The sequence below is a fragment of the Ideonella sp. FW305-24 genome, assembly GCF_058788035.1.
Genome location: NZ_JBYTAI010000011.1, coordinates 127449 through 146012, shown reverse-complemented (window position 1 = coordinate 146012; position 18564 = coordinate 127449). Strand labels below are relative to the sequence as shown.

General features: G+C 66.7%; 20 protein-coding genes. 16 read left to right on the top strand and 4 right to left on the bottom strand.

Annotated elements, in window-relative coordinates; all coding sequences use genetic code 11:
• The first annotated feature begins 6 nt into the window (after positions 1 to 6).
• From AC3WR5_RS24850 to AC3WR5_RS24830, 5 genes are all read left to right on the top strand, one after another.
• A complete protein-coding gene (locus AC3WR5_RS24850; RefSeq protein WP_492487920.1) occupies positions 7 to 603 on the top strand; it encodes an MSMEG_0567/Sll0786 family nitrogen starvation N-acetyltransferase in 597 nt (198 codons plus the stop codon).
• Positions 596 to 1603, top strand: coding sequence for a sll0787 family AIR synthase-like protein (locus tag AC3WR5_RS24845; RefSeq protein ID WP_492487918.1), 1008 nt, complete (start codon positions 596 to 598; stop codon positions 1601 to 1603). Before AC3WR5_RS24850 ends, AC3WR5_RS24845 begins: the two co-directional genes overlap by 8 nt.
• Positions 1600 to 2835 (top strand): MSMEG_0565 family glycosyltransferase, encoded by a 1236-nt coding sequence (locus AC3WR5_RS24840; RefSeq protein WP_492487916.1) that lies wholly within the window; start codon positions 1600 to 1602, stop codon positions 2833 to 2835. The genes AC3WR5_RS24845 and AC3WR5_RS24840 overlap by 4 nt, the downstream gene beginning before the upstream one ends.
• Positions 2836 to 2857: 22 nt before the next feature.
• On the top strand, positions 2858 to 3151 hold the full coding sequence (locus tag AC3WR5_RS24835; protein ID WP_492487915.1) for an MSMEG_0570 family nitrogen starvation response protein: 294 nt from the start codon (positions 2858 to 2860) through the stop codon (positions 3149 to 3151).
• 182 nt (positions 3152 to 3333) lie between these two features.
• The gene (locus tag AC3WR5_RS24830; RefSeq protein ID WP_492487914.1) at positions 3334 to 4617 is read left to right on the top strand and encodes an MSMEG_0569 family flavin-dependent oxidoreductase; all 1284 of its coding nucleotides are present in this window, start codon (positions 3334 to 3336) and stop codon (positions 4615 to 4617) included.
• 22 nt (positions 4618 to 4639) lie between these two features.
• On the opposite strand, the gene AC3WR5_RS24825 is transcribed toward AC3WR5_RS24830, so the two are convergent.
• From AC3WR5_RS24825 to AC3WR5_RS24810, 4 genes are all read right to left on the bottom strand, one after another.
• Complete coding sequence (locus tag AC3WR5_RS24825) at positions 4640 to 4984, bottom strand: hypothetical protein (RefSeq protein ID WP_492487912.1); 345 nt, start codon at positions 4982 to 4984, stop codon at positions 4640 to 4642.
• A gap of 175 nt (positions 4985 to 5159) precedes the next feature.
• Positions 5160 to 6194 (bottom strand): hypothetical protein, encoded by a 1035-nt coding sequence (locus AC3WR5_RS24820; protein ID WP_492487910.1) that lies wholly within the window; start codon positions 6192 to 6194, stop codon positions 5160 to 5162.
• 169 nt (positions 6195 to 6363) lie between these two features.
• Positions 6364 to 6885, bottom strand: a complete 522-nt coding sequence (locus AC3WR5_RS24815) for a hypothetical protein (protein WP_492487908.1) — start codon at positions 6883 to 6885, stop codon at positions 6364 to 6366.
• Between the two features lie 131 nt (positions 6886 to 7016).
• Complete coding sequence (locus tag AC3WR5_RS24810) at positions 7017 to 7346, bottom strand: hypothetical protein (RefSeq protein WP_492487906.1); 330 nt, start codon at positions 7344 to 7346, stop codon at positions 7017 to 7019.
• 228 nt (positions 7347 to 7574) lie between these two features.
• On the opposite strand from AC3WR5_RS24810, the gene AC3WR5_RS24805 reads away from it, so the two are divergent.
• The 11 genes from AC3WR5_RS24805 to AC3WR5_RS24755 all read left to right on the top strand — a co-directional run bounded on the left by AC3WR5_RS24805 (position 7575) and on the right by AC3WR5_RS24755 (position 18559).
• Positions 7575 to 7868 (top strand): MSMEG_0570 family nitrogen starvation response protein, encoded by a 294-nt coding sequence (locus tag AC3WR5_RS24805; RefSeq protein ID WP_492487905.1) that lies wholly within the window; start codon positions 7575 to 7577, stop codon positions 7866 to 7868.
• A gap of 191 nt (positions 7869 to 8059) precedes the next feature.
• Complete coding sequence (locus AC3WR5_RS24800) at positions 8060 to 9346, top strand: MSMEG_0569 family flavin-dependent oxidoreductase (RefSeq protein ID WP_492487903.1); 1287 nt, start codon at positions 8060 to 8062, stop codon at positions 9344 to 9346.
• A 139-nt stretch (positions 9347 to 9485) separates the two neighbouring features.
• Complete coding sequence (locus AC3WR5_RS24795) at positions 9486 to 10637, top strand: glycosyl transferase family 90 (RefSeq protein ID WP_492487901.1); 1152 nt, start codon at positions 9486 to 9488, stop codon at positions 10635 to 10637.
• Positions 10638 to 10782: 145 nt separating this feature from the next.
• Complete coding sequence (locus AC3WR5_RS24790; protein WP_492487900.1) at positions 10783 to 11517, top strand: TetR family transcriptional regulator; 735 nt, start codon at positions 10783 to 10785, stop codon at positions 11515 to 11517.
• Between the two features lie 179 nt (positions 11518 to 11696).
• A complete protein-coding gene (locus AC3WR5_RS24785; RefSeq protein ID WP_141287804.1) occupies positions 11697 to 11984 on the top strand; it encodes a helix-turn-helix domain-containing protein in 288 nt (95 codons plus the stop codon).
• Between the two features lies 1 nt (position 11985).
• Positions 11986 to 13335, top strand: coding sequence for a HipA domain-containing protein (locus AC3WR5_RS24780; RefSeq protein ID WP_492487899.1), 1350 nt, complete (start codon positions 11986 to 11988; stop codon positions 13333 to 13335).
• Between the two features lie 186 nt (positions 13336 to 13521).
• Positions 13522 to 14106, top strand: a complete 585-nt coding sequence (locus tag AC3WR5_RS24775; RefSeq protein ID WP_492487897.1) for a TRAP transporter small permease — start codon at positions 13522 to 13524, stop codon at positions 14104 to 14106.
• Positions 14107 to 14123: 17 nt separating this feature from the next.
• The gene (locus AC3WR5_RS24770; RefSeq protein ID WP_492487895.1) at positions 14124 to 15404 is read left to right on the top strand and encodes a TRAP transporter large permease subunit; all 1281 of its coding nucleotides are present in this window, start codon (positions 14124 to 14126) and stop codon (positions 15402 to 15404) included.
• Between the two features lie 50 nt (positions 15405 to 15454).
• Positions 15455 to 16462: a TRAP transporter substrate-binding protein gene (locus tag AC3WR5_RS24765; protein ID WP_492487894.1), complete on the top strand. Its 1008-nt coding sequence runs from the start codon at positions 15455 to 15457 to the stop codon at positions 16460 to 16462.
• Between the two features lie 125 nt (positions 16463 to 16587).
• The gene (locus tag AC3WR5_RS24760) at positions 16588 to 17712 is read left to right on the top strand and encodes a porin (RefSeq protein WP_492487892.1); all 1125 of its coding nucleotides are present in this window, start codon (positions 16588 to 16590) and stop codon (positions 17710 to 17712) included.
• A gap of 16 nt (positions 17713 to 17728) precedes the next feature.
• On the top strand, positions 17729 to 18559 hold the full coding sequence (locus AC3WR5_RS24755; protein WP_492487890.1) for a shikimate dehydrogenase family protein: 831 nt from the start codon (positions 17729 to 17731) through the stop codon (positions 18557 to 18559).
• Positions 18560 to 18564 lie beyond the last annotated feature (5 nt).

Sequence of the window (18564 nt, the reverse complement as noted above, 5' to 3'; positions counted from 1 at the left end):
ACGACGATGAACCTCGCGATGCATCTGGCCGGCCGCGCGCCGCTCGCACCCTGGTGTGAACTGCCCACGAACTTTGAACCGCAAGAGTTTCGAGTTCAGTGGGCAAGCAACCCCTGGATGCAGGCTCAGGCGCTGGCTTTGCGCCGCCAGGTGTTTTGCGAGGAGCAAGGCCTGTTCGACGGCAACGACCTCGACGCCATCGACCGCGACAACCCCAGCACACGGCTGCTGGTCGCGCTGTCCTGCTGGGGTGGCCAGCCGGACGAGTTGCTGGGCACCGTGCGCATCCACGAGGCTGCGCCTGGCCTGTGGTGGGGCTCGCGGCTGGCGGTGCAGCGAGGCTGGCGCCAGCATGGCCGCCTGGGCAGCACGCTGATCCGCCTGGCCGTGTCCAGCGCGCATGCGCTGGGCTGCCGCGAATTCCTGGCCCAGGTGCAGGCGCAGAACGTTCCGCTGTTCCAGCGCCTGAACTGGCGGGTGCTGGACGAGCAAATCCTGCACGGCAGGCCGCATGCGCTGATGCGCGCGGACCTGGCGTTTTATCCGCCGTGCGAGACGCCGTACGCTGGTTACGTGCTGGCGCAGGGGTGCCGTCATGACTGAGCTACATCGCCTCATTGAAGCCTTGCGCACCAGCCGCGGCTTTGCGCACAAGCGCGACATCGCCGCCGTGCTGCAGCGCCTGCAGTCCACCACCGGCCACACCGCCGTGCCGAACGGCGACGACTGCGCGGTGCTGCCCGATGTGGCGGGCGACGGCCACCTGCTGTTTGCCATCGAAGGCTTGATGGCCGACTTTGTCGCGGCCATGCCGTGGTTCGCCGGCTACAGCGCGGTGATGGTCAACCTCAGCGACATTGCCGCGATGGGTGGCCGGCCGCTGGCGGTGGTGGACGCGCTGTGGAGCGCCAGCGAGGCCGACGCGGCCGAGGTGCTGGCCGGCATGCGCGTCGCCTGCGAGCGCTACGGCGTGCCGCTGGTCGGCGGCCACACCAACCTGCACAGCAGCAGCGCACAACTCGCGGTCGCCGTGCTGGGCCGCGCGCAGCGGTTGATCAGCAGCTTCGCGGCCCAGCCGGGCGACCGGCTGCTGATGGCGGTGGACCTGCGCGGTGAATGGCAGGGCGCGCACCCGTTCTGGAATGCGTCCACCTCGGCGCCTGCGGCCAGGCTGCGAGCAGACCTGGCGCTGTTGCCGGCGCTGGCCGAAGCCGGGGTTTGCGATGCGGGCAAGGACATCAGCATGGCCGGCGTGCTGGGCACTGCGCTGATGTTGCTGGAAAGCTCTGGCGTGGGCGCGCGCATCGGGCTGGACCGCCTGCCACTGCCGCCCGGCACACCCGCGTGGCGTGTGGCGGGCGACGCTGCAGAGGCCGCCCGGCTGCGCTGGCTGAGCGCGTTCCCCAGCTTCGGCTTTGTGCTCAGCGTGCGGTCTGCGCATGCGGCCGAGGTCATGGCGCGATTCGCCGCGCATGGCATTGCCTGCGCCGATGTGGGCGAAGTCACGGCGGGCACCCAACTGCGGCTCAGCCTGGGCGACGCAGAAGCCACGCTGTGGGACCTGGGCGAATCGCCGTTCATCGGCAGTGGGAGCGTGACATGACCAATTCCTTGCGCATCGCCTTGCTCACGCATTCCGTGCTGCCGCGCGGCGGCGTGGTGCACACCTTGGAACTGGCCGAAGCGCTGCATGCGCGCGGCCATGCGGTGACGGTGCTGGCCCCCGCCGAGCCGGGGCAGCAGCTGTTCCGCACGCCGAGCTGCGAGGTCGCATTGCTGCCGCTGCCCGAGGTCACCGGCGACCTGGTGCAGCAGGTCGGCCAGCGCATTGTCGGCCTGGAGCGTGGGCTGCCGCCGCTGCTGCGTGGCCGTTTCGACCTGCTGCATGCGCAGGACAGCCTCAGCGGCAACGCGCTGGCCACGCTGCGCCGCCGCTGCCCGGACCTGCCGGCCTGGGTGCGCACGGTGCATCACCTCGACAGCTTCGCCCAGCCGCAACTGGCGGACTGGCAGCGCCGTGCCTGGCAGGCGGCCGACGCGGTGGCCTGCGTCAGCGACACCTGGTGCGAGTGCCTGCTGCGTGAGCACGGCCTGCGCGCGGCCCGCATGTTCAACGGCGTGAACCTGGACCGCTTCCGGCCCGGCCCCGTCGCGGGTGACGCTGCGCAGCTCGCGGCGCTGGGTCTGCTCGACGACACGCCGATCTGCCTGGCCGTTGGCGGCGTGGAGCAGCGCAAGAACAGCGTGCGCCTGCTGCAGGCCTTCGGGGCTTTGCGCGCCAACGATCCAGCCTGGGCCGATGCGCGCCTGGTCATTGCTGGCGGCGCCAGCCTGCTGGACCACAGCAGCGCCTTGCGTGGCTGGCAGGCGGCCTTGGCAGCGCTGGGCCTGGGCGAAGGACCGGGCGAGCCGGTGCAGCGCCTGGGCGCGGTGGCAGATGCCGCGCTGCCCGCGCTGATGCGCCGCGCCCGCCTGCTGGCCATGCCTTCGCTGGTCGAGGGCTTCGGGCTGGTGGCACTGGAGGCGCTGGCTTGCGGCACGCCCGTGCTGGTTTCGCGCCGCGCCCCGTTCACCGAGCACCTGGCTGGCGCGCCTGCGGTGGCCTGGTGCGAGCCGGAAGACGTCGGCTCCATCGCGCGCGGCCTGCAGCAGGCCGCACTGGCGCAGCGATTGCACCAGCCGCCGCCTGTGTGCCTGGCGCACAGCTGGGCCCGCAGCGCGGCGCTGCACCAAGGCTGGTACCAGCGCGTGCTGCAGCGGCGCGTGTTGCGCACGGGCGTGAGCCGCGCCGACCAGGCCGAGCGCGACGCGCAGTCCTGCGACATCCCATCCTGAACTTGAACCGACCGGAGCCACCATGCCTGCCATGCACTACACCGTCCGCTGGCCCGATGCCAGCGAGACCACCTGCTACTCGCCCTCGCTGGTGATCCAGGACTTCTTTGCGCTGCAGCAGGACTACCCGCTGCCCGAGTTCCTGCGCCGCCTGCGCGAAGCCACGGCCATTGCCAACGAACGTGTGCAGGCCAAGTTCGGCTTCACCTGCTCGCGCGCCAGCGATCAATTGGGCGACACCGAGCGTCGCGCCCAGACGTTTGCCCAGACGCCGGAAGCCAGCGTGAGACTGCTGGCCTTTGGACCGGCTGATTGAGGCATCTTTTTAATCGAATCCGACCCGACCTACAACTTCCGCGATGACCTCCCCGTTCGCACTGAGCCTGTCGAAGTGCCCGCGTCGAGCTGCGCGCCGGCTTCGACAGGCTCAGCCCGAACGGTGTGTGTTGCCACGGAATGTGAGATCTTCATGTCAACACACTGGAAAGGCGCCACGCCATGTCTGTATCTCTCCCTCATCATTCCGTGCTCATCGTTGGTGGCGGTCAGGCCGGGCTGTCGCTCAGCCATCACCTGCAGGCCGCGGGTGTGGACCATCTGATCCTGGAGAAGCACAAGGCCATGCACACCTGGCGCACGCAGCGCTGGGACAGTTTCACGCTGGTCACGCCGAACTGGCAGTGCGCGCTGCCAGGGCACCCATATGACGGGCCAGATCCGCATGGCTTCATGAACAAAGGCGAGATCGCGGCCTACCTGGACGGGTTCCGGGCCAAGCTGCAGCCGCCGCTGCGCGAGGGCGTGGCGGTCGAGGCGGTGAAGCCGCTGCCGGATGGCGGCTTCCAGGTCCGCAGCAGTGACGGCGAGTGCACCGCGGACCAGGTCGTGGTCGCTTCCGGCGGCTACCACCAGCCCATCGTGCCGCGGCTGGCCGAGCGGCTGCCGGCCTCGGTCACGCAGCTGCATTCGGCCGACTACCGCAACCCCGATCAGCTGCCGCCGGGCAAGGTGCTGGTGGTGGGCGCCGGGCAGAGCGGCGCGCAGATCGCCGAGGACCTGCACCTGGCCGGCCGCGAGGTCGTGCTGGCGGTGGGCGACGCGCCGCGCTGCGCGCGCTTCTACCGCGGGCGCGACGTCGTCGACTGGCTGGCCGACATGGGCTACTACGACATGCCGGTCACGCGCCACCCGCTGCGCGAAGGCGTGCGCGACAACACCAACCACTACGTGACCGGCCGCGACGGCGGGCGCGACATCGACCTGCGCCGTTTCGCCCTTGAAGGCATGCAGCTTTACGGCTCGCTGCAGGCACTGGACGGCGACACGCTGCGCTTTGCGCCCACGCTGCGGGCCGCGCTGGACGGCGCTGACCGCACCTACAACAGCATCAACGCCAGCATCGACCAGCACATCGCGCGGCAGGGCCTCGACGCGCCGCCGCCCAGCGTCTACACGCCGGTGTGGCAGCCGGAGGGCGAGCGCGAGACGCTCTCGCTGGCGGCGTCCGGCATCACCTCGGTCATCTGGTGCATCGGCTTCTCACCGGACTTCCGATGGCTGGACGCGCCGATCTTCAACGGCCGTGGTCACCCGGTGCATGAACGCGGTGTGACCGCCGTGCCAGGCCTCTACGTGCTGGGCCTGCCGTGGCTGCACACCTGGGGCTCCGGCCGTTTTTCGGGCGTCGCGCGCGATGCGGCCTTCCTCGCCGAGCGCATCCAGGCCTTCCAGCCGGCAGCGCAGGCAGGCCGGGCGGCCCAGGACCTGGCGATGGCTGCCTGAGGCCAGGGCCCGCCGGTCAGCGTCAGTGCCCCCGCAGCGAAAACGGCACCGGGAACAGATGGTCGTAGTCCGCAGCGGCCACGCGCTCGACGTATCCGGCCGTGCTCGGCGGCAGGCTGACCACCGATTCCGCGCGCCAGACCGGGATGCCGGCCCAGCGCTGGCAGCGCACGCGGAACTCGCGTGGCTGCGGGTAAGGTTGCGAGTCATGCGGCATGCGGGCGTTGGCCGAACGGCGCCGCAATTCCTGGCTCCGCCAGCCGTGGCGCTCCCGACGCACCAGCGCGTAGCGCCCCAGGGCATGCTGCAGCGCGAGCACGCGCCACACCAGGCCGGCCGCGAGCAGCAGAACAAGACAGGACGTCATCGCCAAACCCTCCTGGTGGCGCCGCGGTCAGGCCGCAGCTGGGAGCACAGGAACAGCCCCTGCAGGGTAGGCTGATGGTGAGACGCGGGTTCCGCGGAAGAGCGGGGCTGTTGCGGCCCTTTTTGTGGGGTGAGGTGTGCGCGAAACCGCTGGGAAACCAGTTCGGCGCCGGGGCTCAGTCGACCCGCGTGAGCAGGTAGTAGAGCTCGTCGCTGCCGTAGACCAGGATCTGGCCGCGGTTGTTGATGTGCTGCACGTTGGTGATGCGCACGCCCTCCGGCAGGGCGGTCACCGGCGTCAGCTTCAGCACATCGCTGCAATCGCCGGAACAGATGAAGCCGTCGATTTCGGGTGTGTGGAGATAGTCGATCTTGCCGAGGATCACGCCGTCGTCGTTGATGTCCACGGCCCAGGTGTGCGCATCCTGCGGCAGGTTCAGGTCGCGCAGGGTCGACCCCGGCTCGGCCGCGAAAGCCCGGGAGGTGCCAGTGCCCCGCAGCAGGTATCGGCCCACGATGCGCCCCTGCCGGTTGACCGCCATCGCGGTGCTCTGCGTGGCCAGCTTCACGTTGTGCAAGGGGACGCTCTGGGTGTAGGGCGGCTCGCTCACGAAGGCCAGGTCGCGGCCAACGCGGGGGCCCGTCACATGACCGCTGCCCACGACGACGCCTTCGTCGTTGATGTCCGTGGGCGTCATGCGCGCGCCCCAGTCCGCCAGGGTCTGCACGTTCCCGGTGGTCAGGTCCAGTACCAGCCCCGCGGTGGCCCCGCCGTTGTAGGCCACGATCTGCCCGAGGTTGTTGATGCTGAACGCGGCCCCGATGGACTTGCCGTTGAACAGCTCGCTGAGGGGTTGCAGCGCGCCGCCGCCGGGCTGGCCCAGGAAACCCCCGGCGGCCATCTGCCCGACGATCTGGCCGGCATCGTTGAGCCCGTAGACGGTGAGGAGGCTGGTGTCCTCGGCGACGTCGAACACGGTCATGCCGAGGCCGTTCTCCCCGGTGACGAAAGCCCGCGGTACGCCGTCCTTGCCCCTCAGGTAGCCGGCGACCTGGCCTTTACTGTTCAGCTGCGAGGCCTCGATGCGCGCCTCCTTCTCTTGCTGGATCGGCGTGGCGGTGTACAGCACCTGCGCGAGCGCGCCGGCACCGGCCAGCGGCAGGGCGAGCAGCAGGCCAAGGCCGATCGAGCGCAAGAGGGAGTGGTTCATGACGGGGGGGCTCCGGAAGGGGCAACGAAGGTGTTGCGGCCGATCATAGGGATCTGGCCTGGCCTGTCCATCCCGCAGACTGCTGAGGTTCCGATGGCCGTCGTTTGCCCGCCACCGGCCGTGAAAACGGCCCCGGTACGCGTAGACGCCGTCGCCTGACGGCCCGCGCCTACGCGCAGCCGCCGGGTTGCCGCAGCGCCGGCTCGGCGCCGACCTTGATCTCGGTGACCGACACATTGGCCTCGACGCGGATGGCGAAGCGCTTGTCGCCCGAGGTCAGCAGGATGCTGCGCTCGTTCACATCGGCGGCATGAGCCGCCTGCAGGTCTTCCGCGCGCGAGCCCAGCGCCCGTCGCACCCGCTCGATGGACGAGCCCACGCGGATGCCCCAAGGCGTGACGACGAACTTCTCCTTCGTCGCGATGCGCACCACCTTGCCGCCCTCGACCCCGAACTGCAGTTCGTCCGACGCGCGGTAATGCCCGCATCTCGCCTTGGCCAGCCGGCCCACCGCCGGCAGGTCCTTGCGCCCCATCTTCTGCAGCAACCCGCGCACCTCACCGATCGGCATGCCGATCTGCACCGGCCCATACGAGTTCATGGTGACGATCACGTCCGCCTCCTGCGCATGGGCAGAAGCGGTCAGTGCGGCGGAGATGGCCAGCAGAAGGGAAGGAAGGAGCTTGCGCATGGGACAGCCGAAGCCTGTGAGGGCGAAGGGAATGCCCCGGTTCCGGCGATCAACCGGGTGGGGCGGGGCGGGCCACATTGTGCTTTGGCTGGCGACTTCATGCTTGGCTGGCGGTCGCGAGAGGTCCGGAATCAGAAGCCGACCTGAATGTGCGTCAGCAGGTACAGAGCCCAGCTCAGTGGTGCCAATGACAGCAGCAGGCCCAGCCCCACCCACTTCAGCGCGCGTTCCTGGCGCAGGTGCGACACAAGACCGAGCAACGCGCTCGCAAAGGGCGGTAATGCCACCGCCACCGCCGCCACCGCCGCCACCAGCAACGCCCAATGGCTTCCGGGCTCAATTTCGGCGAGGGCGACACACGTCACCGCCAGTGGTATCGGGCACAGGACCGACAAGACGGCGAAGCGCTTCGCATGCAACTTCTGCGCGAGTGATGTCGTGTGGGGGTCTGGATCTGTCATGAGGTCGGTGCCGCCAACGACAGGGGATGGCCCTGCACGCTGGCGAGTGACGCGGTGCATTGTCTTGGCAATGCAGCTGAGCCCGCAGTGCCGCGTTGCACGAGGGCTGGTACCAGCGCGTGTTGGAACGGCACGCCTTGCGCACCGGCGTGAGCCGTGCCGAACAAGCCGAGCGCACCGCGCTGTCATGCGACCTTTCTTCCTGAACCTGAACCCGCTGGAGCCGTCATGCCCGCCATGCACTACACCGTCCGCTGGCCCGATGCCAGCGAAACCACCTGCTACTCGCCTTCGCTGGTGATCCAGGATTACTTCGCGCTGCAGCAGGACTACCCGCTGCCCGAATTCCTGCGCCGCTTGCGCGAAGCCACGGCCATTGCCAACGAGCGCGTGCAGGCCAAGTTCGGCTTCACCTGTTCGCGCGCCAGCGATCAGCTGAGCGACACCGAGCGCCGCGCCGCGTCCTTTGCGCAAACGCCGGAAGCCTGTGTTCGCCTGCTTGCTTTCGGTCCGGCCGATTGAGAAAAAGAAATACCTGTTTAATCGAATCTGACCCGACCTCCAACTTCCGCGATGACCTCCCCCGTTCGCACTGAGCCTGTCGAAGTGCCCGCGTCGCGCTGTGCGCCGGCTTCGACAGGCTCAGCCCGAACGGTGTGTGGTGCCACGGAATGTGAAATCTCTCCGCCAACACACTGGAAAGGCGCCACGCCATGTCTGTATCTCTCCCTCATCATTCCGTGCTCATCGTCGGCGGAGGGCAGGCCGGCCTGTCGCTGAGCCATCACCTGCAGGCTGCCGGCGTGGACCATCTGGTGCTGGAGAAGCACAAGGCCATGCACACCTGGCAAACGCAGCGCTGGGACAGTTTCACGCTGGTGCCGCCGAATTGGCAGTGCGCATTGCCGGGCCATGCGTATGCCGGGCCGGCGCCGAATGGCTTCATGAAGAAGGGCGAGATCGTTGAGTACCTGGACGGGTTCCTGGCCAAGCTGAAGCCGCCGCTGCGCGAGGGCGTGGCTGTCGAGTCGGTTCGGCCGCTGCCGGGCGGCGGCTTCCAGGTCCGCAGCAGTGACGGCGAGTACACGGCTGACCAGGTCGTGGTGGCTTCCGGCGGCTATCACCAACCCATCGTGCCGCGGCTGGCCGAGCGGCTGCCGGCGTCCGTCACGCAGCTGCATTCGGCCGACTACCGCAACCCCGATCAGCTGCCGGCTGGCAAGGTGCTGGTGGTGGGCGCTGGGCAAAGCGGCGCGCAGATCGCCGAGGACCTGCACCTGGCCGGCCGCGAGGTCGTGCTGGCGGTGGGCGACGCGCCGCGCTGCGCGCGCTTCTACCGCGGGCGCGACGTGGTCGACTGGCTGGCCGACATGGGTTATTACGACATGCCGGTCACCGCCCACCCGCTGCGCGAAGGCGTGCGCGACAACACCAACCACTACGTGACCGGCCGCGATGGCGGGCGCGACATCGACCTGCGCCGCTTCGCCCTCGAAGGCATGCCGCTTTACGGCTCGCTGCAGGCACTGGACGGCGACACGCTGCGCTTCGCGCCCAGGCTGACTGCCGCGCTGGACAGTGCCGACCGCACCTACAACGGCATCAACGCCAGCATCGACGCGCACATTGCCAAGCTCGGCCTGGACGCGCCGCCGCCCAGCGTCTACACGCCGCTGTGGGCGCCGGAAGGCGAGCGCGAGACGCTGTCGCTCAGTGCGTCCGGCTTCACCTCCGTCATCTGGTGCATCGGCTTCGCGCCGGACTTTCGCTGGCTGGCAGCCCCGGTGTTCGACGGCCGTGGCCACCCGGTGCACGAGCGTGGCGTGACCGGTGTGCCAGGGCTCTATTTCCTCGGCCTGCCGTGGCTGCACACCTGGGGTTCGGGTCGCTTTTCCGGGGTGGACCGGGACGCGGCTTTCATTGCCGAGCGTATCGGCGAACTTGTCTTGGCGACCGAAACAGCACCGGCCGTTGCCGTGCGGGACACATGCCCTGTTTGAGCGTGCCCGCAGGGGCGCACAGGCACGCAGGCGCAGGTCGCGCCGGAGCGTTCTCGGCCCCAGCGAGCCTGCCTGGCCTTTGGCAGCGGCTAACCAACCGCATACAGTTGAGGCTTGGGTAACGGCCGGGGAGGACCGCTTGAACGATTGGTTGACGACACAGGTGGCTCACCGCTGGGCCGGTTGGCCGGCGGGCCATACCGTTGACTGGCGCGACGACCTGCCTCAGGTGTGCAGCCTCGTTCGTGACATGGCGCTCTACGACAGCCATGCGCGGGCTTATGACGCGCTCAACGGATTTGATCAGATTTGCACGTGGTCCGAGGAAAACCAGTGCTTCGAGCGCAGCGGCCGTCGCGTCGGGCGGCCGCAACTGGGCATTCGCCAGACGAGGTTTGCGAACCTGGTTTGGTCATGGGGTATTCAGGGCAAGTTCTTGACCAACTGGTGCGATGCGCAGGGTTGGGATTACCGCAGCAAGCTGCCTAGCCTTGGGAACATACCGGTGATTCAGTATTGTCGGCGCGCAGTCCAGCGCGGGCAGGTTGTGCTGATGCCACTTCCCCGCTTCTACATGGGTCCTGGCGGGCCGAATTTGCCGGACCTCGCCGACCCTGCGCCTTTCCGGGCCAAGCGCAACCAAGTGGCCTGGCGCGGCAGCTTGACCGGGACGCTGAGCGATTGGGGTGATGAGCTCTGGTGGGCCGAATCAGTGTTTGGCAAGACAGTGAGCCCCAGGGACTTTGTTCAGGGTCGGAAGGTCACGCGCTGGCGGGTGGCGAATGCGTTGCGCGAGAGCTTGTTTGCCGATGTGAAAATCACACTGACCGACGCCCAGCGCCAACGCATGGATGAGAGCCCTCCACTGCGCGATCTATTGCAGGGATTGATTGGTCAGCGGTTGCCCATGCAGCAACTGAGGCAATCCAAGTTCCTGCTGGTGATCGATGGCAATGACATAGGCTCCAACAAGTACTGGAGCCTGCTCTCAAACTCGGTGGTGCTCCTGGTCGAAAGCGAATGGGAAACCGCACTTGATGCCGGCCTGGTGGCTGGGGTGCACTACGTACCTGTGCAGGCCAACCGAGCTTCCATAGAGGCGGCGGTCGATGCCTTGATTGCCGACGAAGATCGCTGCGAGTCGATCATCTCGGCTGCCCATGACTTGCTGGCGCCACAGCTTCGGTTGGAATGGCGAGACGCTGCCGACTGGCTCACATTGCAGGCCTACGCCAGTCGGGTGAGGTTCATTCCACCGTTGCCGACCATGTGGTCGCTTGCCCGGCGCTGATTCGTTGTTTTGCGCCACCGCTCCGTGGGCCCTGTTGGAGGCATCTACGCGATGCGACTTGCGACGCTTGATGCCTCGCTGCAGGCCACCTGAGGCGGCCCGCCACGACGTCTCTTCACTGGTTCCCGCGCCCTATACTCGTCGAATGAACCAGAAGGTACATGTCGCCACCAGGCCAATGCCTGGGAAGAAGACGGCGGGGGCAGCGCGGGAGAAGGTTCCGGCCAAGACCGCGGCAAAACGCAGCGCGAAGCCCGCGCCCACGCGCACCAACGATCCCGAGCGCACGATGGCCGGCATCCTGGAGGTGGCCTACCGCGAATTCGCCGAGAAGGGTTGGGCGGGGGCGCGCATCGACGAGATCGCCGATGCCACGCACACCAGCAAGCGGATGATCTACTACTATTTCGGCAGCAAGGACGGGCTGTACCTTGCGGTGCTGGAGGAGGCCTACCGCCGGATGCGCGCCATCGAGGCGCAGCAGCAACTGGAAGATCTGCCGCCGGAGCGGGCGCTGCGCCGGCTGGTGGAGTTCACGTTTGACCATCACCAGGGCCACCCGCAGTACATCCGGCTGGTGATGTCCGAGAACATGAACCGCGGGCAGTTCATTGCCCAGAGCAGCAAGATCCAGCAGCTCAACGTGCCGGCCATCGACGCGATCCGCCAGCTCTACGAGCGCGGTGTGGCCGAAGGCGTGTTCCGCGCCGGGCTGGATGCGATCGACATCCATGCCTCGATCTCCGCATTGAGCTTCTTCAACGTCTCGAACCAGCACACCTTCGGGCTGATCTTCAAGCGCGACATGCAGGCCGCCGGGAACCTCGCGACGCGCCGCAGCAATGTCGTCGAGATGGTGGTGCGCTTCGTGCTGAAGTAGCTCAGGGCTGCGGGCTTTCAGGCGCTTCGCCGGGGTGGGCTCGCTAAGATTCGCCTAAATTCTTAGGAGAAATCCGTAATCGAGTTGAGCCAATCCGGAAATTCCTAAGTTCTTAGGCGAAACAGTAGCTCTAACGATGACTGGCTGGTAGAGTTCCTAAGAAATTAGGAGTTTTGACAGTGAAAGTCGTCATCAAGTCGCCAGAACAACTTGGCTTGGCTCTCCGAGCGGTGCGCCGCAACAGTCATGTGACACTGGACGTGTTGGCGCAGACCGTTGGCGTCAGCAAGCAAACCGCCACCAGTGTAGAGAAAGGCCAGGCGAAGCTGAGCACGATGATGGCCTTCCTGAGCCTCGTGGGCATCGAGCTCTCTGTCGACGTCCCTGAGGCAGCCATGGAGCCATTGAAGCGCCTTGAAAGGGCTCGCGCGGACAAGCAGAACCTGCCGGACGATGAGAGCGTCTGACATGCGCACGTTGAACGTCTTCATCGCCAAAAACCAGGTCGGAGTACTCGGAGAAGGTGATGGCATCTGGCGCTTCACCTACGACCCGCAGTGGGTCAGCCTTGAACGCAGCTTCGACATTTCGCCGGCCCTGCCGCGTGCGCGGCTCGAACATCTCGATGGCGGGTCTATGCGCCCAGTCCAGTGGTACTTCGATAACCTCCTGCCCGAAGAGCAGCTGCGCGTCGACATCGCGAAAGAGGCCAACATCCGGGACTCGCAAGACGCTTTTGCGTTGCTGGAGTACCTGGGTGCGGAGTCGACTGGCTCACTGACCCTGTTGCCGCCCGGCCAGGACCTGCTGGACACTGCCGAATACATCGAACTGACTGACGAGGAGCTCAGCGGCCGCATCGCCAATTTACCCAGGGTGACGCTGACAAAGGGCGCGCCAAAGCGAATGTCGGTGGCCGGGGCCCAGCACAAGCTGCTGGTCTCCATGTTGGGCGACAAGGTCTTCGAGCCCGTAGGCGCGACACCGTCCACCTACATCCTGAAGCCGGACCACCCACAGGCGCAGACATATCCAGCATCCGCCTTCAATGAATTCACCACCATGCGGATGGCCCGCGCCGCCAGGTTGTCAATTCCCCATGTGGCGCTGAGGTATGTGCCGCAACCGGTGTACTTCATCCAGCGCTTCGACAGACGAACGGAGAGGGTGGGCAACGCCAGGCGAGCCGCAGGGATACCACCAGTGGTGCATCGGCTGCATGTGATTGACGCCTGCCAGCTGCTGAACAAGGACCGCCTCTTCAAGCACGCCGGAGCCAACCTCGATGCGCTCGTTGCCATCATTGCCAAGTGCACCAACAAGCTTGCCACCGCGCTGGCGTTGTTCAGGTGGCTGGTGTTCAACATCGTGGTCGCCAATGACGACTCCCACTTGAAGAACCTCAGCTTCTTTGTCGACCACGAAGGTGTCAGGATGGCGCCGCACTATGACTTGCTGTGCACTGGCGCGTACCACACCAGGGCCCTCGCCGATGAGGCTGGTCGCTGGAGCGACGTCAAGATGACCTACGCTCTGCCTGGCGCCCTGACGTTTCGTGAAGTCACCCTTGCCTCCGTTGTCGAGGCGGGCCAAATCCTCGGACTTCCGACGAAGGTTGCCCAAGACATCGTCAATGATGTTGCGACCAGAGTCGAGCGCGAGTTTGCTGTCATCAAGAAGGAGCACGAGGACTTCGCCTCGGAGTGCCCGCCAGCGCGGGCAGCCCACTACGCGCTGGAGGGTCGTCTTTTGCGAGTCATCGAACACATCACGCTCAAGGACATGCTGAGCAGGCTGAAGACGCAACCACCGGCCTGACGCAGGACTGGCGCACTGCGGGGAGGGGGCGGCATTGACGCCAACACTCGCCGGGAGTGTGTCGCGCCGCAGGGGTAAACCCCGAATTTATAAAACGAACCAGTTCGTACATTACGTGTCGTGCAGATCGCGCCGGGACAGGCGCGGCTGGCCAGGGTGGGCATTTCGAGGCCCCAAGGAGACACGGTGAAGAAACTGATCGACGGCTACTGCCGCCTGCTGGAGTACACGATTGCGCTGATGCTGGCGCTGATGGTGCTGCTGGTGTTTGGCAACGTGCTGCTGCGCTACGGCTTCAATTCGGGCATTGCCGTCAGCGAAGAACTCAGCCGCTGGCTGTTCGTGTGGATGACCTTCCTGGGCGCCATCGTTGCGCTTCGTGACCACGGCCACCTGGGCTCGGACATGCTGGTCTCGCGCCTGGGGCCGACCGGCAAGAAGGTCTGCCTGGCGCTGGGCCAGCTGCTGATGCTGTACGCCACCTGGCTGCTGTTCTCCGGCAGCCTGGCACAGGCGCGCATCAACTGGGACGTGGAGGCGCCGGTGACCGGTGCCTCGGTGGCGATCTTCTACGGCTCGGGCGTGCTGTTCTCGGTGTCTTCCGCGGTGCTGCTGCTGCGCGACCTGGTGCGCACGCTCAGCGGCCAACTGGCCGACGACGAGCTGGTGATGGTGCAGGAGTCAGAAGACCTGGCGGTCATGGAAGCGCTGGGCCACGACAAGGCGCCGCCCATCGGGCAGGGCCCGAACTCGATGACCTTCCCGCGCTGAGCCGAGAGAGCTGTGCCATGACCGTCTTCATCTTCCTCGGTTCGCTGCTCGCCGTGATGGCGCTGGGCGTGCCCATCGCCTATTCGCTGCTGCTCTCGGGCGTGGCGCTGATGTGGCACCTGGACATGTTCGATGCGCAGATCCTGGCGCAGAACGTGATCAACGGGGCCGACAGTTTTCCGCTGCTGGCGGTGCCGTTTTTCATGCTGGCCGGCGAGGTCATGAACGTGGGCGGGCTGTCGCGCCGCATCGTCAAGCTGGCGCTGTCGCTGGTGGGCCACCGCCGAGGCGGGTTGGGCTTCGTGGCCATCGTCGCGGCCTGCATGCTGGCGGCGCTGTCTGGATCTGCCGTGGCCGACACCGCGGCGCTGGCCTCGCTGCTGCTGCCGATGATGGTGCGCGCCGGCCATGACAAGGCGCGTGCCGGCGGCCTGATCGCCTCGGCCGGCATCATCGCCCCGGTGATCCCGCCGTCCATCGGCTTCGTGATCTTCGGCGTCGCGGCCAACGTCTCGATCAGCAAGCTGTTCCTCGCCGGCATCGTGCCCGGGCTGCTGATGGGGCTGAGCATTGCCATCGCGTGGTGGTGGGTCGCCAAGCGCGAGAACATCGTGCCGCCGCCCAAGGCTTCGCTGGCCGAGCGGCTGCATGCGCTGCGCGAATCGACCTGGGCGCTGGGCCTGCCGGTGATCGTCGTCGTCGGCCTGAAGATGGGCGTGTTCACGCCGACCGAAGCGGCGGTGGTGGCGGCGGTCTATGCGCTGCTGGTCTCCACGCTGGTCTACCGCGAACTGCACTGGCGCCAGCTGAAGGACGTGTTCGTCACCGCCGCGAAGACGACCGCGGTCATCATGTTCCTGGTCGCGGCGGCCATGGTCTCGGCCTGGCTGATCACCGTGGCCGACATCCCCGCCAAGATGATTTCGCTGCTGGAGCCCTTCATGGGCAACCAGACGCTGCTGCTGATCGCGATGATGGTGCTGGTGATGGCCGTGGGCACGGCGATGGACATGACGCCCACCATCCTGATCATGACGCCGGTGCTGATGCCGGTCGTCAGGGCCGCGGGCATCGACCCGGTCTACTTCGGCGTGCTGTTCATCATCAACAACGCCATTGGCCTGATCACGCCGCCGGTGGGCACGGTGCTCAACGTGGTGGCTGGCGTGGGCCGCATGAAGATGGACGAGGTCACGCGCGGCGTGCTGCCCTTCATGACCGCGCAGTTCATCGTGATGTTCCTGATGGTGTTCTTCCCCTGGCTGGTGACTGGCCCGGCGCGCTGGTTCCACAGCTGAACACCGTCCCGCCTTTCCCTTGTCATTCATAAAAACGGAGACACGACCCCATGAAGCGATTTTTCCTGAAGGCCACGCTGGCCGCGCTGAGCCTGGCCGCCTTGGGTGCCGCCACTGCGCAGGACATCAAGGAACGCACGATCAAGTTCGCCACGCAGAACCCCAAGGGCCATCCGCTGGTGATGGGCATGGAGAAGTTCGCCGAGCTGCTGGCCGCCATGAGCGGCGGCAAACTGCAGGTCAAGCTGTTCCCGGGCGGCGTGCTGGGCGGGGACGCGCAGAACGTCTCGGCGCTGCAGGGTGGCACGCTGGAGATGGTGACGCTGAACGCCGGCATCCTGGCCTCTCAGGTCAAGGAGTTTGCGGTGTTCGACTTCCCGTTCATGTTCGGCAGCGCGCAGGAGGCTGACGCGGTGGTGGACGGCCCGTTCGGCCAGATGATGCTGGCCAAGCTGGACGCCAAGAACCTGCACGGCCTGACCTATTTCGACCTCGGTTTCCGCCAGCTGACCAACAGCAAACGGCCGCTGACCAAGGCCGAGGACATTGCCGGCCTGAAACTGCGCGTGATCCCGAATGCGATCAACGTCGACTGGGTCAGCGCGCTGGGCGCCAACCCTACGCCGATGGCCTTCCCCGAGGTCTACGCGGCGATGGAGCAGAAAGCCATCGACGGCCAGGAGAACCCGCTGTCGGTCATCAACATCAACAAGTTCTTCGAGGTTCAGAAGTACCTCACGCTGAGCAACCACCAGTACAACCACCAGGCGGTGCTGGTTAGCCAGAAGCTGTGGGGCGCACTGAGCAATGACGAGAAGAAGCTCTTCAGCGACGCTGCAGCCGAGGCCGCGAAATACCAGCGCCAGGTGGCGAGCGAGCAGACCGGCCAAGCGCTGGACGCACTGAAGAAGGCCGGCATGCAGGTCAGCGAATTCAGCCCGGCCGAGCTGGCCAAGATCCGCGAGAAATTGAAGCCGGTGATCGACAAGCACGCGGCCATCGCAGGCGTCGAGACGGTCACCGCGCTGCAGGCCGAACTGGCCAAGCTGCGCAAGTAGACGCCAAGCACAACGCCGTTCCCCTTCCCATCCGCGCGCCGCATCGAGGCGGCGCGGCAGGCGAACTCACGCCTGTTTTCTTGACAGTGCCCACAAAGACATCCCCTTCCGAGGAGCGACATCCCATGACCATCCGTCCACGCTTGCACCACCTGAACACCACCGCCGCGGCCGCCGTGCTGCTACTGTCGCACGGCCTGGCCGCTGCCCAGGCCACGCCGGCCACGTCCAGCGTCACGCTGTTCGGCCTGCTGGATGTCAACATGTCGCGCTACTCGCCCGGCAGCCATGCCGGTGGCGGTGTGCAGAACGTGATCAATGACGGCGTGGTCAACGGCCTGAACGGCTCGCGCTGGGGCATCCGCGTGGCCGAAGACCTGGGCGGCGGGCTGAAGGCTTCGGTGCTGCTGGAATCCGGCCTGAACGCCGACACCGGCACCCTGGGCCAGGGCGGCCGGGCGTTTGGCCGCCAGGCCTTCATTGCACTGAGCGCGGCCAATGCCGGCGAGCTGCGCCTGGGCCGGCAGTACATCCTCAGCGACTCGGTGGTCGGCCAGGGCAACCCCTTTGCCAACGCGCTGGTCAACAACCCGACCACCGCGGTGACCAACATGGGCAAGGCGCTGCCGATGTGGTTCAACGCACCGCGGGCCGACAACGTCGTGCAGTACCAGACGCCGAACTGGGCCGGCTTCACGGCGGCCGGCCAGATCGCGCCCGGCGAAGGCACGGCGGACCGCTTCCACGGCCTGCGTGCCGTCTACAGCAGCGGCCCCTTCTACACCGGCCTGAGCTACGAGTGGAACAAGTCGCGCACGACCGGCGAGAACACCAACAAGTCGCTCAGCTTCACCGCCAACTACAACTTCGGCTTCATGAAGCTGGAGGGTGGCCTGCAGCGCAACACCGACCTGGCCACCGGCAGCGTCAATGGCGCAGCCTCTGGCGTCACCAACCTGCTGGTGACCGGCGACAGCACGTTCACAGCGCACGAGATCGACGGCTGGACCATCGGCGCCGAGGTGCCGGCCAGCACCGCGCTGGTCTTCGGCCTGAACTTCACGCGCATGAAGTACGAGGCGGCCAGCGGTGGCGCGAATGCAGACCTGGGCAAGCTCGCGCTGACCGCGCGCTACGGCCTGTCCAAGAACACCTTCCTGTACGCCGGCGGCTCCATTGCCACCGGCGAGCTGAAGGCGTACATCAGCCAGAAGCAGGTGCTGCAGGCCGGCCTGCGCATGGCGTTTTGAGCACAGGGGCGCAGCGATGATCCGCGGCAGCACCACGCTGATCGCCCACCTCGGCTACCCGACGCACAGCTTCAAGTCGCCGATGATCTACAACCCGTATTTCGAGCATGCGGGCATTGACGCCGTGGTGGTTCCCATGGGCATTCAGGCGCCTGTTTATCCAGCCTTGCTGAAGTCGCTCTTCCAGCTGACCAACATCCGCGGCGCACTGATCACCATGCCGCACAAGGTCAGCACCGTGGCCCTGATGGACGAAGTGACACCGGCGGTGCAGATCGCCGGTGCCTGCAACGCCGTCCTGCTTAGGCCCGATGGCAGCCTGCTGGGCGACCTGTTCGACGGCGAGGGCTTTGTGCGCGGCGCTTTGCGCAAGGGCTGCGTGTTGGCTGGCGCACGTGCGCTGGTGGTGGGTTGCGGTGGGGTGGGTTCGGCCATTGCGGCCTCGCTGGCCGAGGCCGGCGTGGGCGCGATCTCGCTGTTCGACGCCAGGGCCGAAGCCGCCGAGGCGCTGGCCGTCCGGCTGCGCCAGCACTACCTTCGGCTGGTGGTGCACACCGGCTCGAACGACCCGGCGGACCACGATGTCGTCGTCAACGCCACGCCGATGGGCATGGACGACGGCGACCCGCTGCCGATGGACGTGTCGCGCATCGCGCCCTCGGCCTTCGTCGGCGAGGTGGTGATGAAGCAGACCATGACGGCCTTCCTGCGCGCCGCCCAGGCCCGCGGCTGCCGCATCCAGGTTGGCACCGACATGCTGTTCGAGCAGATCCCGGCCTACCTGGAATTCTTCGGCTTCCCGACCACGACGCCTGAGGTGTTGCGTTCCTTGGCGACACTGGCGTGATGGCG